Genomic DNA, 21,262 nt, shown 5'->3' with positions numbered 1-21,262 from the left:
GATTCGATCCATGCCCAAGCCTCGTCCTCCAGGCCTCGTCCGGATCGGCGACGGGCCGTCGCAGCGCGTGACCGTGGCGGAGGCAATCGCGATGGCGCAGCAGCACCATGCGCGGGGCGAGCTTAAAATCGCGGAGCATCTCTACGTGCGCGTCCTCGACGTCGAGCCGGGCAACGGCCGCGCCCTCTCCTATCTGGGCGTGCTGAGGCATCAGACCGGCCGGAACTCGGAGGCCGTGACCCTCATGCGCAAGGCCGTGGAGCGCCATCCCCGCGAGGTGAACTTCATCTTCAACCTGGGCAAGGTCCATCAGACGCTGGGGGAGCTGCCCCAGGCGATCGAGGCCTACCGGCGCGCGCTGGAGATCGATCCGCGTCAGCCGCAGGCGCACTGCAACCTGGGCAACGCACTGCATCAGCAGGGCAAACTGACGGAGGCGCTCGAGCAGTTCGAGCGCGGCATGGCGGCCTGCCCCGACTCGTCGATTCTGCGCGACCTCTATCTCTGCGCCTTGAACTACCTGCCGCGGCCTGACCTCGCGGCAATCTTTGCGGCGCACAGGAAGTTCGGGGAGCTCTTCGAATCGCCTTCGATCCGGCTCGCGCCGCGGTCTGCTCCCGCGGGCGGCGAGGCGAACGATCGCAGGCTTCGCATCGGCTACCTCTCGCCGGACTTCAAGCAGCACTCGGTGGCGCATTTCATCGAGCCCGTGCTCGCCGCTCACGACAAGAAGCGGTTCGAAGTCTTCTGCTACTCCAACAACCTGATCGCCGACGATGTCACCCAGCGGATCCGAAGCAAGGCGGATCACTGGCGACTGGTCGCGAACCTTTCCGACGACGAGGTCGCCGGCCGGATCCAGGCTGATGCCATCGACATCCTGGTCGATCTGGCGGGACACACGCCGCTCAACCGCCTGACGGTCTTCGCGCGAATGCCGGCGCCGGTGCAGGTGACCTGGCTCGGCTATCCCAACACCACCGGGCTCGCGTCCATGGACTATCGCATCACCGATGCGCTGGCCGATCCGGTTGGAGCGAGCGAGGTCTTTCACACCGAGAAGCTGGTGCGATTGCCGGAATGTTTTTCCTGCTTCCAGGCGCCGACCCCCTGCCCGCCCGTGGCGCCGCCGCCCTCGGTCAAGACCGGCCACATCACATTCGGTTCCTTCAACAATGCGATGAAGATCACGCCGGAGGTCGTCGCCGTGTGGTCGAAGATTCTCGGCCAGGTCGCGGGCTCGCGGTTGATCCTGAAATACCAGGGCCTCGATTCGGCGTACATGACGGAGCTGCTCCGCGGTCAATTCGCCGCCCACAGTGTTTCGCCCGAGCGATTGGACATTCTCGGCAAGGATCTCGGGCAGTTCGAGCACATGCAGCGCTACAACGCGGTCGACATCGGCCTGGACCCCTTCCCCTACAACGGGACCACCACCACCCTCGACGCGCTCTGGATGGGCGTGCCCGTGGTGGTGCTCGCCGGCTGCAACCACGCGGGGCGCGTGGGAGTGAGCCAGATGGGCAACCTCGGACTTCAGGAACTGGTCGCCAAGGACGGGGACGACTATGTCGGCCTCGCTGTCGCGCTGGCCAACGACGCGCCGCGACTGGCCGCGCTCCGCTCTGGAATGCGCGACCGGATGATCGCGTCGCCGCTGATGGATGTCCCCCGCTTCACGCGCCACCTCGAGGAGGCGTTTCGATCGATGTGGAGCGAGCACGCGGCATCGATCCGCCGCTGACCGGCCGGCTCAATAGCGGATCTTGGCGCTCTTCTTCTGCCAGTCGGTGAAGATCGGCAGGGCCTCGTCGCGCAGGATCTGCGTCATGTGAATGCCGCGCTGGTCATGGTCCTTGGCGATCTCCTGGTAGATGAAGTCGTCGTCGAACTGGATGTCGGCGGCGTCCTGCCGGGTGTTGGCGAAGTAGATCTTGTCCAGCCGCGCCCAGTAGATCGCGGAGAGGCACATGGGACAGGGCTCGCAGCTGGTGTAGATGATGGCGCCGGAGAGGTCGAAGGTGCGCAGAGCAGCGCAGGCGGCGCGGATGGCCTCCATCTCGGCGTGGGCCGTTGGGTCGTTGCGCTCAGTGACCTTGTTCCATCCCTCGCCGATGATCTTGCCATCCTTCACGACCACGGCGCCGAAGGGTCCGCCGTTGCGCTCGGAGATGTTCTGCCTTGCGAGGGCGATCGCCCGGCGCATGAATTGTTGGTGTTGCTCTTGATTCATGGTTGCTGCTTCCGTTCAGGGCGCCGATCGGAGGGCGCCCGCTGCGCCGCGATCGGCGCACTCTAGTCCCTTCGCCGCAAAGACGCGCACCCGGTTCATTCCGCCGTCGGGATAGGCGGTCACGCGGATCTGGCGGCACAGTCCTGCGGTGGCGACCTCGAAGCGAACGGCGTTGCCTGCATAGGCCTTGACGCCGGTCCGTGCGACCAGCTCGACCCATTCCCCGCCGCACAGCCCGTGCACCGCGAGTTCGAGGGGGTTGTTGTTCACGAAGTAGGCGAAATCGACCTCAACGCGGCCGACGACCGCCGCCCGGCCGAGCTCGATGACGATCTCCTCGGAGTGGCCGGGCTCGCGGCTTCGCGCGGACTCGAGGCCGTCGAACATGTTCAGCGGCGGATAGGGCGAGATCACCTGCGCCGCGGGGCCATAGTGCTCGTTGGTGGCGGAGATGATCCGGCCGCCGAAGGCGCTGCAGGCCAGGTCCATCTCTCCGGGCGCATGCCGTTCCAGATTCTTCTGGATCCGTGCGTCCGCGGCGACGTACTTCGGCGTCAGCGGCTTGCGGGTCTGGGCGTCGAAGGCGGGATAGGCCTGCTGCGACCGCGCGAACACTTTTTTCCTCTCGTCGGCGGGCAGGTTCGATCCGTACAGAGCAAGCCGGGTCACGCCGCCATCGGGAAAGATGGAGACCCTGATGCGCTGAAATGGAAATCCCTTCGAAGAGGCATCCATTGCATGAAAAGTGTGCCCTGACAGCGGCGTGCGCGGCACGATCTCGCGCCACTGCTGCACCACCGCGTCCCATCCCTCGATGCGAATGGCCTGGGCGTGGTTGCCCTGGTGGAACTGGGTGGACACCGCGGCGCAGTCGATCGCTGCGGGCGACTTCATCTCGAAGATCATCCAGTCGCACTCGCTGCGGTTGTGACGGACGCTCTCCCAGCTGTCCATGATCTTGCCCTGCCTGCCGAAGAGTTGGGGATCAAATGCGGGTTGGAAAGGCGAGAGCAGATTCTCGGCCCGGGCGAAGCGCTGATTGGAAGCCTCGATCACGCTGGCGCCGACGGCGAGGTTGCACTCCGCCAGCGGATCGCGCGGTCCATGCTCCTCGATGGCCTCCGGCAGGTCGGGCTGGAACGCAGAGAAGATCAGCTCTCGATATCCGGCGTTCACCCGTTCCGCCTGGGGAAGATGGTCCACAGCGACATCCGACTTGAACCGCTCAACGTCGACGCCGTGAAGGTTGAACTGCCGCAGCAGGATCTGCGCCGCCTCCGAGATGAAGAGCACGCCGTTGTGCTCGCCGTTGCAGGCGATGACGAAGCCCTTGCCGCGGTCCGGGCCCGCGAAGCAGTGGATGAACAGGGCGCGGAAGCCGTCGTTGGCGCCTTGGTGAATGCAGAGCCGGTTCGGACCGGCCTCGGCGGTGAAGATGCCCAGGCCCATGTCGCACCCCATGAACTCCCGGCTGCCCTTGTCCGAGCCGAAGAGCATCTGGACCGCGGTGTCATGGGAGATCGGCCCGGCCCCGCGAAGATCATGGAATGCAAGCGTCAGCGCCTGGAGGAATTTTCCGACATCGGACACGGTGGCCATCGCGCCCGCGGCGAAGGCCGGGAACATCTTGCGCGCGCCCTCGATGGCGCGTCCCTCATCGGTGTAGCCCGTGGCGTATTCGCGCATGGGCAGCGTGGTCTGCTCGAAAGTCGCGCCGACCATCCCCAGTTCCGCCAGGAAGGGATCGGTGATTGACGGAATGCTCTTGCCCTCGCGACTCTGGATCAGGTGCTCCAGCACCAGGAAACCGCCGCCCGAATATTGAAACTTGCTTCCCGGCTCGTGGACCGCACCGACCGGCTCATAGCCGAACTTCTCGTTGCCTGAAAGCAGGTCGGTCAACGCCGGCATCGGCTGGTTTGCCGGGATGCCGTTGACGTAGTGCAGGTTCAGCGCCTGGTGGTTCATCAGATGCGCCAGGGTGACCTGGTCCCCCCGCTCCAGATGGCGCGGATCGAGCGAGCGAATGCGGAAGCGCGACTTGGTCTGGGCAAGCAGCGGATTGACCGGCGTCGTCAGCGGAATGCCGGCCTTGCGGAAATGCTCGATGGCGAAACTCGCGGCGACGCTCTTGCTCAGCGAGGCAATTTCAAAGAGCGTGTGCGGCGTGACCGGCTCTCCCGCCGAGCGTTCGCCGCATTCGAGCGCCTGAAGATGGCCGCTCGGCGATATGAGGCAGATCGCCGCCCCGCGCACTTCATGGCTCTTAAGCGCCTCCTGGATCTGGTGATGGGCGTCGTCGATCGGCTGGGCGAGCAGTCGCTTCCGAGTGATCTGCCACAAGGCCTCACGCGCGTTGTGCAATTCCTTCTCGGCCGAATTGTCGAGTCGGCCTTGAAGCGCCGCCAGCAATTCCGCCCCGGATTTTCCCGCCGCCGAAATCAGGAACTTGAACTTGAACTTTTCCCGGTACTGCCGCCCCAGAAGCCGCAATTGCTCCAGGATATTCGCGTCACCAGCGGAAACCCCCGCTTGCTCCTTCGCCGCCGTGGCGTCGAGCGTCGCCCTGCCCTCGCCGATGTCGCCGTGAAAGCCTGCGGCCTCGTTGATCTGCGCCTGATCAAATCCCATGATCAATCGCTCGGCCTCGCGCAGGTCCGTCACCGGATGCCGTGCCATGGCCGTCGCGAACGCGCCGCAGCCGCACATCGAGAAAAAGGCGTGGCAGCGGGCGACAAACTCGGACAGCGCGTACTTCTCCGGATCGATCCCGGCCGCGGCATGCCAGGGATCATCCTGGTCGCGGATGGAATCCAAGGTGAAGGGCAGCAGCAGCTCGGTGGCGAACTCGACTGGCGTCTCGGCGGACATCAGCAGCAGCATCAGGTTCATGGCCACCGGGTACCACTTCTGGGTGCGCTCATTCCACTTCACCTGCACGATTTTGCGGCTGTCGGAGAGGTCCTTGCGGATGAAGCGCATCTCCTCGTGGGCGATGCGAACGAAATCCTCCAGGGCGAATCGCCCATGATGCAGCTCGTGCCAGACCTCCCAGCGCGAGCGTTCGGCAGTGGCCAGGTCGTCCATCACCCGCACTGGAACGCCGTCGATCGTCGCCGGCAGCGCCACGCATCCATTGCCGCAGAGCCAGTCCGTCACATACTGCAGCGACTGAAAAATGTTGTAGCGGATCTCGCCGGGATCATTGTTGGCCACGAAATCCGAGGCCTTCATCTCCGCCACCAGCAGGGCCCGCGGATAAAGCGGATCCTCAGGATCGAGCCCGAGCACGTCCGGCCCATGGATGAACTTGAGCATTTCTTCGTGATGCTTGGGCAGCAGAAGCGACTTCACCAGGCTGTCGATCGGCGAGAGATCCGCGGGCGTCGACTTCGTCCACGCCTCGACCAGGGCCAGGCCCAGCCGCACGAAATCCGGATGGGCGACCCAGAATCCTGAGAGGTTCCGCTTCATCTGCGTCACGACATCCTTGATGAAGCCGCGGATCGCAACCTGAAACGAATCGCTCGTGAGGTCGTTGTCGGAGGGCAGCACGCCGTACATCCCCCCCACCTTGATGCCGCCGCGCGAGCCGACGACCTCGGCCAGCAGATCGTGGGACGCCTTGATGTGCTTGATGACGATGTTCGGATCGGCCTTCACCGGAATCCGGTAGTTGGCGTCCTCCTTCATGAGCCGCGCCGTGGAGGCGAGGTAGTCGTGCCAGCCCAGCGAGGCGCCGGCGAAGTAGGGATGCAACGCGTCCATGATCTCGTTCACGCGGAAGACGGCGCGGGGATTCTCCAGCACGATCATCAGCCGGATGGTTCCCGGCTTGTACTCGGGATGCCGCCGCTGGATCAGCCGCTCCGCCTGCTCCAGCATGTGCCGGATGTAGGCGGCCTCCTCCTCGTTCTCCAGCTTGGGCACATAGAAGACCAGCGCCTTTGGGTCGCTCCAGTTGGCGAAGAGATGCAGCGCGAAGTCGTAGAGATGCAGCGGCAGTGGATTGCCATTGTGAAACAGGAAGGGGCAGGGCAGCGCCAATCCGGGGAAGCGCTTGATCGGCAGCGACCGATGCTCTGGCTCCAGCGCATAGTTCTTGCCGGTGCGATCATCCTTGTATGAGATGCTTCCCTTCAGGCATCCGGTGAGATTTTCCCCGGCGCGGACAAGGTCGCGGCGCAGCGGCGTCTTGGAATCCTCGTCGTCGGCCCCCCACTTCGCGGAGCCCGTGAAACTCCTGAGCAATTCCTCGACGATCGCGGGCTCCCCCTCCAGCCTGCGGTGGAAGGCATTCATCGCGTTGATGGAGAGCTTGGCGTCGTCCGGCGGACCGAAGAGCGTGACATGGTGGCCGCGCAGGAACTCCGGAATCTCCGCGATCGCCGCGCCGCCGCCCGCACGGCAATAGAGATTGTTCCTCGGCCCGGCCACGATGCGCCCCTGGCCATCCTCCTGGCCCAGGAGCGTGTGATAGTCCGAGTCACGAAAATCGATTCCCAGCCTGCGGTTGAGCTCGAAGCAGGCTCGCGTCCGCTGGTCGATGAAGTCGCGATCGATGCCGCGCTGCCGCAGCACGGCGCCCAGCTCACCCCTGACCTGCTCGTAGAGCTCGCACAGAAACTGCAGCGATTGCGGATTTTCCAGGCCGCCGGTGGTTCCCACCTGCCGCAGATCGGGAACTCCCTCCACCGGCTTCATGTGCGGCGCGAGATGCTCGATCAGGCGAGCCGAGATGAAGTCGCGGTACTGAGGAATCCCGGATGATTCGTTGTCGCTGCGGCCGCTCACCGCCGCAAGATACCCGTCACGCCGCGACGCGCCGGATCGTTGACCGAAGCGTTGATCTGATTTAGCCTGACTCCGTGACCCAGGCCGCGATGCACGGACTCTCCACGCATGTCTTGAACACCGCCAGCGGGCTGCCCGCGGCGGGCGTCCTGGTGCACTGCCAGATCCTCAAGGGCGAGACCTGGGCCGACCTTCAATCGGCACGCACCGACGACGATGGGCGCGTGCGCAACTTCCTCAGCGGCGGCAAGCTCAACGCTGGGATCTACCGGATGACCTTCGCCACCGGCGCGTGGTTCGCCGAGAAGAACATCGAGACCTTTTTCCCAACGGTCGCGATCGAATTTCGCGTGACCGACGCGGCCCGGCACCACCATGTGCCGCTGCTGCTGAGCCCCTTCGGCTATTCGACCTACCGCGGAAGTTGAGCGGGGCCGCGTTACCCTTTGGGCATGCGTCCCCTCAACCGCCGATCCTTCCTCGCCACCACCGCACTGGCCGCCGTCATGCCCGCGATGGGTTTCCGCTCCCTGTCCGGGCAGGCACCGCCCGTTCCAGCGCCGCCCTCCCCGCGCAAGAAATCGCTCCGCGTGGCGCATCTGACCGACATGCACATCCAGCCCGAGCTCGGCGCCGACCGCGGTGTGGCTCAGTGTCTTCATCAGACGCAGTCGCTTGAAGCCAAGCCCGACCTGATCCTGACCGGCGGCGACGGCGTGATGGATGTCTTCGAGGCCAAGGCCGCTCGCGCCAGCGACCTGAAGAAGATGTTCACGTCGACCTTCGCGAAGGAGTGCGGCATTCCCGCGCGGCACACGATCGGCAACCACGACATCTTCGGCTGGAACAAAAAGAGCAGCGGCACCACCGGCGCCGAGTCGGACTGGGGCAAGAAGTACGCCGCCGAGATGTATGGCCTGCCCAACCGCTTCTACTCCTTCGATCAGGGCGGATGGCACTTCGTCATGCTCGACAGCGTCCAGCCCCAGGGAGAAGGCAGCTACACCGCCTTCTGCGATGACGAGCAGACCGAGTGGCTCGTAAAGGACCTGAAGGGGCGCCCCGCCGGGAGCCCCGTGCTGGTGGTTTCGCACATTCCCATCATGAGCCTGACGCCGATCACCTACGGCAAGGCGCGCCCGCAGGAGGCTCGCGGCACCGACTATCCCCTTTCGGCGTCGGCCATGCACTCCGACTGCGCCGCGCTGCACAAGCTCTTCGCGGCCAACGGCGTCAAGCTCTGCCTCTCCGGCCACATGCATCTGCTGGATCGCTGCTCCACCGACGGGGTCACCTACATCTGCGACGGCGCCGTCAGCGCCAACTGGTGGAAGGGCCCGCTGCAGGGAGTGAGCGAGGGCTTCGGCGTGATCGACCTCTACAGCGACGGATCCTTCGAGCACGAGTACAAGACCTACGGATGGAAGGCCGAACATGCCTGAGGCCGGCCGCGCCTTCCGGTGTCGATCGTGACTCCGTCCGCGCATGTGGTCGGCGCCGGCGGCATCGGCATCGCCGCCGCGATGAGTTTGGCGCGGGCCGGCTGGGAAGTGACCCTGGTCGAGTCGAACGCCGCGAAGGTCGCCGCAGGGCGCCGCGATGGCATGTCGCTTGAGGGATTTCCCGCGCAGCCCGCCCGCTTCGAAAATTTCGACGAATGGTCGGCGCCCGCCGAGACGCCCGTGCTCCTATGCGTGAAGACCTTCGACAACGCCGCCGTGCTGCGGCGGATTCCGGATTCGCGATTTCTGGTGCCGATCCAGAATGGATATGACCCGCAACTGGAGCAACTGGACCATCCCGCGGAAGCCATCGCCTCATTCGTCTCCCATTGCCCCGCCGATCGGCCCGCCGCGCGAATTACGAGGGCTGGCTCATTGCACATCGGTCCGCGGCGTGAGGCGAGCGGCGACGAGCTCGCGCGCATCGACGCACTCGCCGCCGCGCTCGCCAAGGGCGGAATCTTTCCCGTGGAGCGCGTGATTGATGTCCGCCCCTACAAATCAACCAAGCTCATGTACAACGCCGCGATCTCGCCGCTGGCCGCGGGCGCGGGCGTGGACAACGCCGAGCTGCTCTCCGATCCGCTGGCGCGGGGGCTCTTCTTCGGTCTGCTGCGCGAGAACTACACCATCCTGCGCCGCGCCGGACTGTCCATGGAAAGGATTGGCCCCTTCCACCCCGACACGGTCATGCGCATCCTCCGGACGCCGCTGCTTCCCGCGCTCATGGGCCACTTCTTCCGGCCATCGCTGCGCGGAACCTACTGCTCAATGAGCCCGGACATGGGCAGCGGGCGCACCGAGGTGGACGCCTACAACGGACATCTCGTGCGGCTCGCCGGCCCTGGTCCATGCCCGATCAACCAGGCGGTTGTCGCACTGGTGGAGCGGATCTCGCGCGAACGCCTCGCTCCCGCGCGGGAACATCTTCGCCAATTGGCCGGAATGCTTCCTGCGGGGGCGCTGGCATGAACCTGGTGACCGGCGGCGCGGGCTTCATCGGCTCGCACCTGGTGCGGCAGTTGGTCGATGGCGGCGAATCTGTGCGCGTGCTGGAGCGCCCCACTGCGGAGGCCGGCCATCTGCCGCTGGATCGCGTGGAGCTGATTCGTGGGGACATCCGCGACGCCGCGGCGATGCGCAACGCGACGCGCGGCTGCGAGTTCGTCTACCACCTCGCCGCCGACCCCAATCTCTGGCGACAGGACCGGAGCGAGTTCGACGCGGTCAATCACGTCGGCGCCCTCAACGTCCTTCGCGCCGCGCTGGAAAACGGCGCCCGGCGCGTGCTCTATGTCAGCACCGAGAGCATCCTCTCCACGGCGAAGTCAAACGGCGGCGCCGTCGAGTCGGCGCGCTTCAAAGAGGAGGACATGATCGGCCCCTACTGCCTCAGCAAGTTTCGGGCGGAGCTCGCGGCCTTTCGTCTCGCCGAGGGCGGCGCCCCCGTCATCGTTTGCAGTCCGACTCTGCCGATCGGCCCGGGCGACCACAACCAGACGCCGCCGACTCGGCTCGCGGTCGCTTTCTGCCGCGGACAATTGCCGGCCTACCTCGACTGCCGGATGAACTTGATCGACGTGCGCGATGCCGCCGATGGATTGGTGCGCGCCATGCAGCGGGGCCGCCCCGGCGTTCGCTACCTGCTCGGCGGCCACAACGTGCGCCTGATCCAATGGCTCGAAGTGCTGGGAAGGATCGTGCAGCGCCGGCCTCCGCGCCTGCAGGTTCCCTATCCGCTGGCGCTTTCGGTGGGATGGCTCAGCGAGCAGTGGGCTGATCTCGTCACACACAGCATGCCCATGGCCACTGTCGCGGGAGTGCGGCTCACGCGGCGCTCGATGCACTTCGATCCCTCGGCGAGCCTCCGCGAACTCGGCCTGACCCCGCGCGGCGTCGAGGAGTCCACGCTGGACGCGGTGCACTGGTACCGGCAGCAGCACTGGATTTAATTAGCTGATCAGGCCGATGGCCCGCGCCGCCAGCATCACCAGCACGGCCATGGCAATGGTCACCTGCAGCATCATGCCCAGCTGGATCGAGCCGCGCAACGGAATCGGCAGCGTCGGACCGAAGGTGCTGGAGGTGTTGAAGGAGAGGAAGAGATAGTCCACGATCTTCGGACGCCATCCGCGCAGCGTCTTGAACGTCATGGTGTGGTGGGGAAAGACGATGCCCGGATGGCACGTCTCGCCGGGGGCCAACTCGCGATGGTGGATGTGGTCGAAGCGCCAGTAATAGGCCGTGAAGACCGCGATGTTTTCGAGGTAGACCAGGCTCGCCGAAAGCAGCAGAAACTTGGGGTTGTCCTGCTTGTCGAAAAGGCTGACGATCAGCCCGACCAGATTGTCCAGCAGGGCGATCATGGCCATCCAGAGCGCAAGGTCGAAGAAGTAGCGAAAGACCCTCGGAGAACGGATCACCCAGAGCAGGCCCGCCACTGCCGCGCTCGCCAGCGCGACCGGGCTCGAGTAGTCATCGGCGAACCGGAACATCAGCACGTAGAACGAGGGCGACTGGTCGGTCAGGCTCAGCGAGGTTGAGGTTGCCAGATCCAGAAGAGAGGCGACCCCGACAGCCAGCAGCGCGGCCGCGGCGGTGGGGTTGCGGCGCGGGGGTGCGACGTTGGATGGCTCGGTGCTGGCCATGCGTCGAATCCTAGTCGCGCAGCGCCGCCCTGTCGCGAGCCCGTGCGCCGCGTCCGGCGCAGTTCGGGCAGGAGACCCCCACAACGTAGAGCGGGCTCCCCTGCTCCGCCACGGTCAGCGGCATCTGACATCGGAAGCAGCAGGCGGATTTCGTCTCGCGCAACTGCGGGTCGACGCCGACGCGGCGGTCGAAGACGAAGCACTCACCCTCGTAGTGCGCGCCGCCGCACTCTTCGAAGTACTTGAGGATGCCGCCGTCCAGCTGGAAGACATTTTCAAACCCGACGCGCTCCATGTAGGGCCCGGCCTTTTCGCAGCGGATGCCGCCAGTGCAGAACATGACCAGGGGCTGCCGCTTCATCTCCTCCGGCAGCCGCTCGACCGCGCGGGGAAAGTCGCGGAAGTGCCGGACTCCCGCGGGCCGCGCGCCGCGGAAGGTGCCCATCTTGATCTCGTAGTCGTTGCGCGTGTCCAGCAGCGTGACCGGCTTGCCCTCATCGAGCCACTGCTTCAGCGTGCGCGGCGGAAGCTTCCGGCTGGTGCGCCGGGCCGGATCGATGCCCTCCACGCCGAAGGCGATGATCTCCTTCTTCACTTTCACCAGCATGCGGCGGAAGGGCTGCTTGGCGCTGAAGCTTTCTTTGGGGCGCAGATTCTCAAGGCCCGGAACGCCGCGGAGCTCGGCCAGCAGCGCGTCGACGCCCTCCCGCGTCCCCGCCACGAAAAGGTTGATCCCCTCCGGGCTCAGCATGATGGTGCCCTTGAGGTTGGCGTCGCGACAGAGGACGCGGAGCCGTTCGCGAAGCTCCGACAGCCCGCTCAACGGCGCGAAAAGATAGGTGGAAATATTGGTGAACAACGCGGCCATTCTAAGAGCAATGCTCTTCCCAGCCCAAACGCGCAAAAACAAAAAACCCCGGCGCGGTTTGAAGCACGCCGGGGAATCATGTTTTTCAAATCAGACTCGAAACGGACCCGCGAATCACTTCTTCGCAGGGGCTGCAACGCCGGGGGCCGGCACGAACTTGAAGTTCTGGCCGCCGACAGAAGCCTCGAGCATCGCGCCCGAGAGTCCGTTCACGAAAACCGCCACGCCGTTCTGGTATCCGGCTGCGGCGCCGGCGCCGGAGGAGACGATGACCGCGGAGGTCTGCGCCGCCAGGGCGAACTTGCCCGCGACGAAGGAGTCGTAGGTGGCCGCATCCTTGAAGAAGATGAACTCGTTGAAGCCCTGGCCGCCGACGGTCGCGCCGATCGAGGCCTGGCCCATGGTGCAGAAGCCGGCCAGCTTGCCGCCCTTCCACACCTCTCCGTCGCCGCCGGCGCCGGAGATGATGAAGCCGCCCTTGCCGACGGCGGGAATCACCGCGTAGCCATAGCTGTCGGTGAAGAACTTGTTGATGGTGGGATCCTGGAACTTGATGTCCGAGATGACGGTCTGAACGGTGTCCGCGAGGGACTTCCGCTGTTCAGCGGTCTTTGGGGTCGAGCACGCCCCGAGGCAGCACGCAAGCAACACAGCAGACAGGAACTTGATTCGCATTGTGATCTCCAATTGAAAGTGGTTTGATTCAGAATAAGACGAGGGGCAAGTATAAGTGAGTTTGCGGGTTTATGCAGTTTCGCGAATTTTGCCGCTTCCCTTCATCGTTTGGTCCACATCTCCTGATAGGCCCGCTCCAAATGGCGCGTCAGCCGCTCGGGATTCATCAATGAAGAAGCTTTCATGCGTTCGCGCAAGCCGGCGCGCAGTGACTTGAGCCTCTCGAGATCGCCGGCCAATCCGACGGCCAGCTCCACATAGTGGTCCCGGTCCCGGGCGATCAGCTCCAGCAATCCCAGGTTGCTCATCTGGCTCACACCGACGCGAGCCACATGGCTGCGCCCCGCGAGCGTGACCACCGGCACGCCCATCCACAGCGCGTCGCAGGTGGTGGTCGACCCGTTGTAGGGAAATGGGTCAAGGCCGATGTCGATGGAGTTGTAACGCTCCATGTGGGCCATCTGCGAGGCATCCTTGTCCAGCATCTGAACCCGCTCGGCGCTCACGCCATGCCGGGCGAAGACCTGGTGCGCCATCGCCTGCATCGCGGGTTCCCCCACACCGCGGTACTTCAGCACCAGTCGCGCGGTGGGAAGACGCAGAAGAATATTCGCCCACGTCTCGATGACCTGCGGAGTGATCTTGGCAAAGTTGTTGAAGGAGCCGAAGGTGACGCTTCCGGACTTCAGCGCCGGCAGTGGCCCGACCGGCGGCGAAGTTTCGGGGGGCAGGAAGCAGGAGAAACTCTCGGGCAGCCGGATGAGCTTTTCGGTGTGCAGCGCCTCGGTCATGCCGACCGGATCCGCGAAGGCGTCGGTGATCCGGTAGTCCATCGAGCGAAGGCCCGTGGTGTTGGGATAGCCCAGCCAGGTCGCCTGCACCGGCGCCGGCTTGAGCGCGAATGTGCGCAGCCGGTGCAGCGGCGTGTGGCCTGAAAGGTCGACCAGGATGTCGATGGCGTCCGCCCGGATCAGGCCGGCCAGCTTCTCGTCGGAAAAGCTGGCGATCGTGCGCCAGTTGGCCACCTGGCGTTCGATTCTCTGCGTGATCTCGTCGCCGACAAACTGGTTGTAGTAGGCGAACACTTCGAATTTGGTCTTGTCGTGCGCCGCCAAGACCGGCTCGATGAAGTGGGCGACGGAGTGCTGGCGGAAGTCGGCGGAGACGTAACCGATGCGGAGCGGTCGATTCGCGCCGCGGTCGGATTCCGCGATCTGCGGCGCCGCGCCCGCGATGGACCGTTCGTATCGCTCGCCGAATTTCCGGTGCTCCTCGAAGATGGATTGCAGATCCGGATCCGCCGTGAAATTCATCGCGTAGAGAAGATTGCTCTGCTGCCAGATGTCGCTCGGGTCCAGCGCGTTGCCGCGCTTGTAGCAGGCGATGGCCTCCTCCACCCGGCCCTGCCCGAGCAGCAGACTTCCAAGGTTGTTGCAGGCGTCGGGGCTTGGCTCGATCTTCAGGGAGCGCTGGTAGAGATCGATGGACTCCGAAAGATGGCCCAGCTCTTCGCTGACTTTCGCCAGGTTGTAGAGATAGAGCCGGTTGTTCGGCTTGAGCTTGACGGCCTTCCGCATCAGCTCGACACCCTCCGCACTTCGACCCACCTGATGCCGCAGGACGCCAAGAAAGAGCATCGCATCCGATTGGTCCGGATCCGCGGCGAGCACCTGCGCGTAGATCTGCTCCGCCAGAGGCAACTCGCGTCGCTTCTGCAGCTCGAGCGCGACCAGCACCGCCTCCGCATTGGGCACTTTCCGCGCCGGGGCGCCGCCCATGGCCGGCAGCACGACCGAGCCCACCTTGGCGGCGGGAACCTCGGCGCGGTGGCAGCAGTTCTTTGCTTTCCGCCCGCTTCCGCAGGGGCAGGGATCGTTGCGACCAACCTCGCTCATGGCTTGCTTCGGGCCTTGGGCGTCCGCGCCTGCCCCTCGCCCATCAATTGCGCGAAGGCCTTGGAATCCTTGGCCGAGATCGCTTCAACCACGCGATCGATGGCGCCGCGCAGACGCTCGATCGCCGCCGCGGAGTAGGGATTGCGCGACTGGATCTCGTAGTAGACGTCGGGACTTTCACGCACCACCGCCGCGGCCAGCGTCTCAAGGGCCAGGAAGGTTGTGCTGCGCACGGGATGCTCGGTCTTGGGCAACGCCAGCGCGAAGGCGATCGCGGTCGCATGGGCCAGGCTCAGCAGGTCGGCCATCACGCGGTCATGGTCGGCCAGCGGCAGATGCACGATGTTCGCCGTCGTCGGCAGGAAGAGTTTCTCGACGGCACTGGAGGCCGCGGCGTCGCCAGTGTCGCAGATCACCACATCGGCGTCGCGCAGCAGCACCGCGCTGGGGCCGAACATCGGATGGATCGAGGCGACCTTGACGCCCGCCTTCTGCAGCGCGCGGATCGGCTCAATGAGCGGCGTCTTGATGCTGGCGATGTCCACCACCACGCCGCGGGGCGGCTGTTTGGCCCAGGCGGCGTAGAGCTCGGCCGTGGCGGCCGGCGGCGTGGAGCAGACCACGAAATCGGCGCCGGCCAGCGCTCCCCGCGCCCACTCGTTCTCCTCCGGCGCGCCCGCGGGATCGAGCGATCCCGCCTGGAAACCCTGCGCCGAGAGGAAGCGGCTCATCCATCCGCCCATGCGCCCGGCTCCACCCACGATCACGGCACACTTGCCCGCCCCCGCCGCGGAAAACCGCAGGCTGTCCTGGTCCTGCGCGGTCACCGAGGCACGGATGAGCCGCGCCAGCAGATCCTCGGCAACGCCGGGATCGAGCCCATGCTCCGCCGCGGCCACCCGCGCCCGCTCCAGCACGGCGCGCTCCTGGGCATAGTCCACGGTCGAGATATTCAGGCGCCGCTTGATCTGGCCGACCTGCTTCACCAATCGCGAGCGCTCGGCGGCGCGGGCCACCAGCTCAAGGTCGATCTGACGGATCCGCTCGCGCACATTGTCCAAATTCTCTTCGGCCATGAATCGTCCTTGGGTTGCGGCCCGCGCGGGTCGTGCCGTGGGTCGCATCTTAGTCGCGGCGCACATGTACGATTAGGATGCGGCCGTCGTCGGCGCGCCGGCACCCATGAGCATGCAACGATGATTCCCAAGACTGATTACGCCATCACCTTCGCGTGCCACAACGCAGTCGATTACACCAAAAAATGCGTCGAAAGCCTGGTGGCGAGCGGCACGCCGCTGGATCGCGTGGTGGCGGTCGACAATCTCTCCACCGACGGTACCCCCGACTACCTGCGGAGCCTGCCCCTGGGCGGTCTCATCCTCAACTCGGCGAACATGCCCTGGAGCATCGCCATGAACCAGGGCATTCTGGCGCTGCAGGCGGAGTGGACCTTCGTCATGAACAACGACATCCTGGCCTCGGCGGGCTGGATCGAGGGGCTCATCGGGACCGCCAATCGACTCGGACTCCGCGTGATTTCACCGGCGATGGTCGAACTGGAATTTGATTACGACTTCCCCGCCTTCGCCGTCGATGCGACAACCCGCATGGCCAAGGTCGAACGGCGCGGAGGGGTCAATCCCGTCTGCCTGGTCATCCATAAATCGGTCTTTGCGGAGGCGGGCTACTTCCACGCCGAGCCGCGGCTCTACGGCGCCGAAGACGAGCTCTTCTTCCACGCACTCCGCTCGCGCGGCATCGAGACCACCATCACCGGCGCCGCCTGGTTGCACCACTTCGGATCCATCACCCAGCTGCTGGTCAAGCAGAGCAAGGGCATGAAGCCGCGTGACTCCCTGACCCACCGCAACAAGGCGGTCCGCTTCCTGGATCCGGGCTACTGGTCCTACAAGTTCGAGAAGACGCGGCGCCTCCGGCAGCAGCAGCAATGGCGTGACGCCGAAGTGGCCGCCCACGGCATGAGCCTGCACGGCAAGCGCCAGCACGGCGCGTTCCAGTGGTATTGATGTACTCCTTAGGTCGCGGCCCCGAGTGACTCAGGCCCTGCGCCGCCGCGCTTCCATGCGCTCCTTGTCGGGCAGCCGCACCTTGGACACCAAGCCGAGCCCCTTCAGGGTGCGAATCACCATCCAGCTCAGATCGAACTGCCACCATTTCAGGCCGTGACGCGCGCTCGCCGGAAAGGCGTGATGATTGTTGTGCCAGCCCTCGCCCAGGGCCAGGATCCCGATGAAGGGATTATTGCGGCTCTCGTCGCCCGAGCGGAATTCGCGCTTGCCCCAGACATGGCAGACCGAGTTCACGCTCCAAGTGGCGTGATGCAGCAGGAAGATCCGCACCAGCCCGCCCCAGAGCAGACCCAGCGCGGCGCCGGTCCAGGTCATGGTGATCAAGCCGGAGACGAGCGCCGGCAGCAGCAGCCCGGCGATGAGCAGCGGCGTGAATAAGTTGTTGAGGCGCATGATCATGGGATCGGCCAGAAGGTCGGGGACATAGCGCTTGAAGTCCACCTGCTCCTTCTCGAAGAGCCAGCCGATGTGCGAATGGGCGAAGCCCTTGCAGAATCCGACGATCCCGGGGTCCCGCGCCGCGTGCGGCGAATGGGGATCGAATTCCTGGTCGGAATACTGATGATGGCGGCGGTGCGTCGCGCACCACCAGATCACGGGGCCCTGCGCCGCCATGCTTCCGAAAATGACGAAGAAGAGCGCCACGGGCTTGCGGGTGGCGAAGGCCTTGTGCGTGCAGAGTCGGTGGTAGCCGATGGTGATGCCCAAGCCCGTCAGCACATACATGCTCGCCAGCAGAATGAGGTCGGTTGCGTTGAAAAGGCCGCCCCACAGCAGCACCATGGAGATCAGCACGCCGATCGGCGGAAAGATGACCGCCGCCAGCATGGCGATCTTGACTTTGCGCGGCGTCTCGATCGGCTCCATGTCAAAGGAGGGCTCGCCGATGCCGACATCCGCGGCGTCGGCGCCGCTGGTCATGGACTCGAAGGGTGGCTTTTCAAGAACGAGAACGCTTGCCTCTGCCGATTGATTCAACTCGAAGACTCCTTGGGTGTGCCGGCAGAACGAAGCGCATGCCAACGGGCAAAGTGTAGCACTTGATTTCCACCACGCGGGCAAATCAAGGATCCCGATTCGCTGATTCTGCGCCGCAATCGCTTGGTCACCCTGCGCGGCATTGATAAACTCCGGGTTATGAGCGCCACCAACCCCACCGCCGTTGTGGCTCCGCCCTTTCCCGCGCTGGATTCGCTGGGCGATCCCACCGGCTGGGATGGCGCTGGCGGCGTCAGCGACGCGGTGCATCTGCCCACCTGGATCGAGGCCAACCGGCCCCTCATGAAGCCGCCGGTCTCCAACAAGTACCTCTTCAGCGGGCGCGATTTCTTCATCATGATCATCGCCGGCCCCAACGCCCGAAACGACTTCCACATGACCAACTCCGAGGAGTTCTTCATGCAGATCAAGGGCGATGTCTCGGTGCGCGTCCGCGACGCCCGCGGCATGCGCGACATTCTGCTGCGCGAAGGCGAGGCCATGTTCATCCCCGGCGGCGTGCCGCACCAGCCGCGCCGCGGTCCCAACACCATCGGCCTGGTGGTGGAGCGCCGCCGCCCGCCGACCGAGACAGAACACCTGATCTTCTACTGCGAAAAGTGCGGAGCCCTGGTCTACGACAAGGAGTTCGCCTGCGTGGACATCGTCCGGCATTTCAGCGAGGCCATGGAGGAATTCTGGGTCACACCCAGCCTCTGCACCTGCAAGAAGTGCGGCACCCGCATCACCAAGCCCGTGCCGCTGAAGGCGTAGCGCCGCCGAGCGCCGGCCCCCGCGTCGATAGCATCCGGGCATGGTCACGCCCCGCACGATCGACCTGCACACCCACATGCTGCCCGAGCGCTGGCCCGATCTGCGCGAGCGCTACGGCTATGGCGGCTGGATCTCGCTGGAGCATTGCGCCGACTGCAAGGCGCGGATCATGATCGACGGCAAGGTTTTCCGGGAAATCGAGTCCAACTGCTGGGATGCCGCGCGGCGGACCGCCGAATGCGACGCCGCGGGGGTGGACATGCAGGCGCTCTCGACGGTGCCGGTGATGTTCTCCTACGGTGCCAAGGCCCGCGACGCTCATGACCTGTCGCGCTTCCTCAATGACCATCTCGCCGAAGTGGTGCGCGAGCGGCCCGACCGCTTCGTGGCCCTGGGCACCGTGCCCCTGCAGGATGGGGCCTTGGCGGCGCGCGAGCTGGAACGCTGCGTGAAGGAGCTTCACTTTCCCGGCGCGCAGATCGGCACCAACGTAGCCGGCCGCGACTTGGACGACTCAGGGCTGGACGAGTTCTTCGCGGCGGCGGAGTCGCTGGGGGCGGCCCTGTTCATCCATCCCTGGGATGTGGTGGGACGCAATGAAATCCCACGCTTTTGGATGCCCTGGCTGGTGGGCATGCCGGCGGAAACCAGCCGGGCCGCCTGCTCGCTGGCCTTCGGCGGCGTGCTGGACCGCCATCCGAAGCTGCGAATCTGCTTCGCGCATGGAGGCGGGTCATTTCCCTACACGCTGGGACGCATCGAGAAGGGTTTCCTCGCGCGGCCCGATCTCTGCGCCACGCATTCCTCAACCAATCCGCGCGACCATCTGCGGCGCCTCTACTTCGACAGCATCGTGCATGACCCGGAGGCGCTGCGCTACCTGGTGAAGACGGTCGGGGCCAACCGCATCGCGATGGGCTCGGACTATCCCTTCCCGCTGGGAGAGCATCCGCCCGGGGCGCTGATCCGCGGCGCCGACTGGCTGACCCCCGCGCAGAAGCAATCGATGCTGGCGGGCACGGCCATCGAGTTCCTGGGGCTGACAAAGAGATTCGCGACGCCTGAAACGCGCGCGACAAATTCAAAGAGATGACCCAGGCTCCCCCCCGATCAATCCTGGATTTGTCGGCGACCGACCTGCAGCCCACGCTCGAGTTCGCCACGTGGTGCGACGCGCACGATCCGCTTGCGGCCTTTCGCGACGAATTCGAGCTGCCGCGCGATGACAAGGGCGAGCCCCTGGCCTACTTCGTCGGCAACTCGCTGGGGCTGATGGCCAAGGCGGCGCGGACCCGCGTAAACGAGGAGCTCGACGACTGGGCAAGGCTCGGCGCCGAGGGCCACACCCGCGGCCGCCGGCCGTGGATCCAGTACCACGAATTCTTCCGCGCCGGCCTGGCCGAGCTGACCGGCTCGCGGCCCAGCGAAGTGGTCGCCATGAACACGCTCACGGCGAACCTGCATTTCCTGATGCTGAGCTTCTACCGCCCCACCGGCGAGCGGCGCAAGTTGCTCATGGAGCGCGGCGCATTCCCCAGCGATCGCTTCGCCGTGCACTCGCTGGTGCGGGCCGTCGGCGGCGACCCGTCCAAGGATGTGATCGAGGTCGCCCCCCGCGAGGGGGAGGATTGCCTGCGCCACGAAGACATCGAGGAAACCATTTCCCGACACGGAAAACAACTGGCCCTGGTGATGCTTGGGGGGGTTCAGTACTACACCGGTCAGGTGCTGGACATGAGGGGGCTCACGGCAGCGGCTCATAAGGCCGGGGCCAAGTGTGGATGGGACCTGGCCCACGCAATCGGCAATGTCCCCCTCGCCCTGCATGACTGGAATGCCGACTTCGCCTGCTGGTGCTCCTACAAGTATCTCAATGGTGGACCGGGGGCCGTCGCGGGGGCTTTCATCCATGAGCGGCACCATGCCAACCCACCGCCAAGGCTTGAAGGGTGGTGGGGCACCAATCCCGCGACCCGCTTCAAGATGGAGCCGACCTTTGAACCTGGCCCGGGAGCGGACGCCTGGCAGGTTTCGAACCCGCCCGTCCTCTCGCTTGCCCCCCTGCTGGCGAGCTTCGATGCCTTCCACCGGGCGGGACTGCCCCGGATGAACGCCAAGAGCAGGGCCATGACCGGCTTCATCGAGCTGGCCCTTCGCAAGCGTGGGGCGGCCAACATTCGCCTGCTCACCCCCACGGCGACCGGCGAACGGGGGTGTCAGCTTTCGCTGCTGGTCGAAGGGGGGACCGTGGTCGCCCAGAAGCTCTTCGACACTCTGCTTCCCAGGGGAATCGTCTGCGATTTCCGCCATCCGGGCGTGATCCGGGCCGCCCCGGCCCCCCTCTACAACACATTTGAGGAGTGTTGGAAGCTGGTCGAGGCCCTCGCCCCCCGCTGATCTCCAAAAACACAACCCCCCGGCGGGTCGCCAGGGGGGTGAACAATCAAAATCTCTTTGCGAGTGAAGCGTTAGTTCGTGTGGGTGCGCTTCGAGAAGATGCTGATGATCACGAGAAGCGCGATCAGACCAACGAAGCCGCCCTGTCCAAGCTGTCCGACGAAGGTCATCAGGTTGCCGGTGACTTTGCCGAAGAATCCGGTGCTTTCGGTGCCGAAGATGATCTGCACAAGAACGCCGAGAGCGATGAACAACATCATGATGTCAACCAGTTCGCGTGCCCAACCTTTCACAATTTCAAAACCCTTCATTCGAAGTCTCCTCTGTTAAGGTCAAATCAGGCGAGCCGATGTCGCCACCGAACGATTTATCGGTGCAAATCGGCTGGAAACTTGATGTATTGTGGTT

General features: G+C 65.1%; 18 protein-coding genes. 9 read left to right on the top strand and 9 right to left on the bottom strand.

Translation table 11 applies throughout. From position 1 onward, the window contains the following. The first annotated feature begins 10 nt into the window (after positions 1 to 10). Positions 11 to 1,744: a tetratricopeptide repeat protein gene (locus tag K8R92_08905; protein ID MCE9620017.1), complete on the top strand. Its 1,734-nt coding sequence runs from the start codon at positions 11 to 13 to the stop codon at positions 1,742 to 1,744. Positions 1,745 to 1,753: 9 nt separating this feature from the next. Here K8R92_08905 and K8R92_08900 read toward each other — a convergent pair whose 3' ends face one another. Continuing rightward, positions 1,754 to 2,233 carry a nucleoside deaminase gene (locus tag K8R92_08900; protein ID MCE9620016.1) on the bottom strand — a complete coding sequence of 160 codons (480 nt, stop codon included), beginning with the start codon at positions 2,231 to 2,233 and terminating at the stop codon, positions 1,754 to 1,756. A gap of 15 nt (positions 2,234 to 2,248) precedes the next feature. After that, positions 2,249 to 7,027 carry a serine hydrolase gene (locus K8R92_08895; GenBank protein MCE9620015.1) on the bottom strand — a complete coding sequence of 1,593 codons (4,779 nt, stop codon included), beginning with the start codon at positions 7,025 to 7,027 and terminating at the stop codon, positions 2,249 to 2,251. Positions 7,028 to 7,116: 89 nt separating this feature from the next. Between K8R92_08895 and uraH the strand changes: the two genes are divergently transcribed. From uraH to K8R92_08875, 4 genes are all read left to right on the top strand, one after another. After that, positions 7,117 to 7,455: a hydroxyisourate hydrolase gene (gene uraH, locus K8R92_08890; GenBank protein MCE9620014.1), complete on the top strand. Its 339-nt coding sequence runs from the start codon at positions 7,117 to 7,119 to the stop codon at positions 7,453 to 7,455. 24 nt (positions 7,456 to 7,479) lie between these two features. Further along, positions 7,480 to 8,469, top strand: coding sequence for a metallophosphoesterase (locus tag K8R92_08885; protein ID MCE9620013.1), 990 nt, complete (start codon positions 7,480 to 7,482; stop codon positions 8,467 to 8,469). Between the two features lie 81 nt (positions 8,470 to 8,550). After that, positions 8,551 to 9,501 (top strand): ketopantoate reductase family protein, encoded by a 951-nt coding sequence (locus tag K8R92_08880; GenBank protein MCE9620012.1) that lies wholly within the window; start codon positions 8,551 to 8,553, stop codon positions 9,499 to 9,501. Then, the gene (locus K8R92_08875; GenBank protein ID MCE9620011.1) at positions 9,498 to 10,481 is read left to right on the top strand and encodes an NAD-dependent epimerase/dehydratase family protein; all 984 of its coding nucleotides are present in this window, start codon (positions 9,498 to 9,500) and stop codon (positions 10,479 to 10,481) included. Before K8R92_08880 ends, K8R92_08875 begins: the two co-directional genes overlap by 4 nt. Here the strand turns inward: K8R92_08875 and K8R92_08870 are convergent, their stop codons facing one another. From K8R92_08870 to K8R92_08850, 5 genes are all read right to left on the bottom strand, one after another. Further along, positions 10,482 to 11,177 carry a hypothetical protein gene (locus K8R92_08870; GenBank protein ID MCE9620010.1) on the bottom strand — a complete coding sequence of 232 codons (696 nt, stop codon included), beginning with the start codon at positions 11,175 to 11,177 and terminating at the stop codon, positions 10,482 to 10,484. A 10-nt stretch (positions 11,178 to 11,187) separates the two neighbouring features. Further along, positions 11,188 to 12,045 (bottom strand): sulfurtransferase, encoded by an 858-nt coding sequence (locus K8R92_08865; protein MCE9620009.1) that lies wholly within the window; start codon positions 12,043 to 12,045, stop codon positions 11,188 to 11,190. 114 nt (positions 12,046 to 12,159) lie between these two features. Further along, positions 12,160 to 12,720 (bottom strand): hypothetical protein, encoded by a 561-nt coding sequence (locus K8R92_08860; GenBank protein MCE9620008.1) that lies wholly within the window; start codon positions 12,718 to 12,720, stop codon positions 12,160 to 12,162. A 101-nt stretch (positions 12,721 to 12,821) separates the two neighbouring features. Next, the gene (locus tag K8R92_08855) at positions 12,822 to 14,615 is read right to left on the bottom strand and encodes a tetratricopeptide repeat protein (GenBank protein MCE9620007.1); all 1,794 of its coding nucleotides are present in this window, start codon (positions 14,613 to 14,615) and stop codon (positions 12,822 to 12,824) included. Further along, entirely contained in the window at positions 14,612 to 15,691 is a 1,080-nt protein-coding gene (locus K8R92_08850; GenBank protein MCE9620006.1) for a prephenate dehydrogenase/arogenate dehydrogenase family protein, read from the bottom strand. The genes K8R92_08855 and K8R92_08850 overlap by 4 nt, the downstream gene beginning before the upstream one ends. 123 nt (positions 15,692 to 15,814) lie before the next feature. Here K8R92_08850 and K8R92_08845 point away from each other — a divergent pair, with 123 nt between their 5' ends. Then, positions 15,815 to 16,642 (top strand): glycosyltransferase, encoded by an 828-nt coding sequence (locus tag K8R92_08845; GenBank protein ID MCE9620005.1) that lies wholly within the window; start codon positions 15,815 to 15,817, stop codon positions 16,640 to 16,642. 30 nt (positions 16,643 to 16,672) lie between these two features. Here the strand turns inward: K8R92_08845 and K8R92_08840 are convergent, their stop codons facing one another. Further along, the gene (locus K8R92_08840) at positions 16,673 to 17,683 is read right to left on the bottom strand and encodes an acyl-CoA desaturase (GenBank protein MCE9620004.1); all 1,011 of its coding nucleotides are present in this window, start codon (positions 17,681 to 17,683) and stop codon (positions 16,673 to 16,675) included. A gap of 159 nt (positions 17,684 to 17,842) precedes the next feature. Here K8R92_08840 and nbaC point away from each other — a divergent pair, with 159 nt between their 5' ends. The 3 genes from nbaC to kynU are packed head-to-tail and all read left to right on the top strand — an operon-like array spanning position 17,843 to position 20,854. Next, positions 17,843 to 18,457, top strand: a complete 615-nt coding sequence (gene nbaC / locus K8R92_08835; protein ID MCE9620003.1) for a 3-hydroxyanthranilate 3,4-dioxygenase — start codon at positions 17,843 to 17,845, stop codon at positions 18,455 to 18,457. 40 nt (positions 18,458 to 18,497) lie between these two features. Then, positions 18,498 to 19,550, top strand: coding sequence for an amidohydrolase (locus K8R92_08830; GenBank protein ID MCE9620002.1), 1,053 nt, complete (start codon positions 18,498 to 18,500; stop codon positions 19,548 to 19,550). Continuing rightward, entirely contained in the window at positions 19,547 to 20,854 is a 1,308-nt protein-coding gene (gene kynU / locus K8R92_08825; protein MCE9620001.1) for a kynureninase, read from the top strand. Before K8R92_08830 ends, kynU begins: the two co-directional genes overlap by 4 nt. A 71-nt stretch (positions 20,855 to 20,925) precedes the next feature. On the opposite strand, the gene K8R92_08820 is transcribed toward kynU, so the two are convergent. Continuing rightward, on the bottom strand, positions 20,926 to 21,165 hold the full coding sequence (locus K8R92_08820; protein ID MCE9620000.1) for a hypothetical protein: 240 nt from the start codon (positions 21,163 to 21,165) through the stop codon (positions 20,926 to 20,928). Positions 21,166 to 21,262 lie beyond the last annotated feature (97 nt).

This window comes from Planctomycetota bacterium (assembly GCA_021414025.1).
GTDB lineage: Bacteria > Planctomycetota > Phycisphaerae > Phycisphaerales > SM1A02 > SYAC01.
This window is presented reverse-complemented; position numbering and strand designations above follow the sequence as displayed.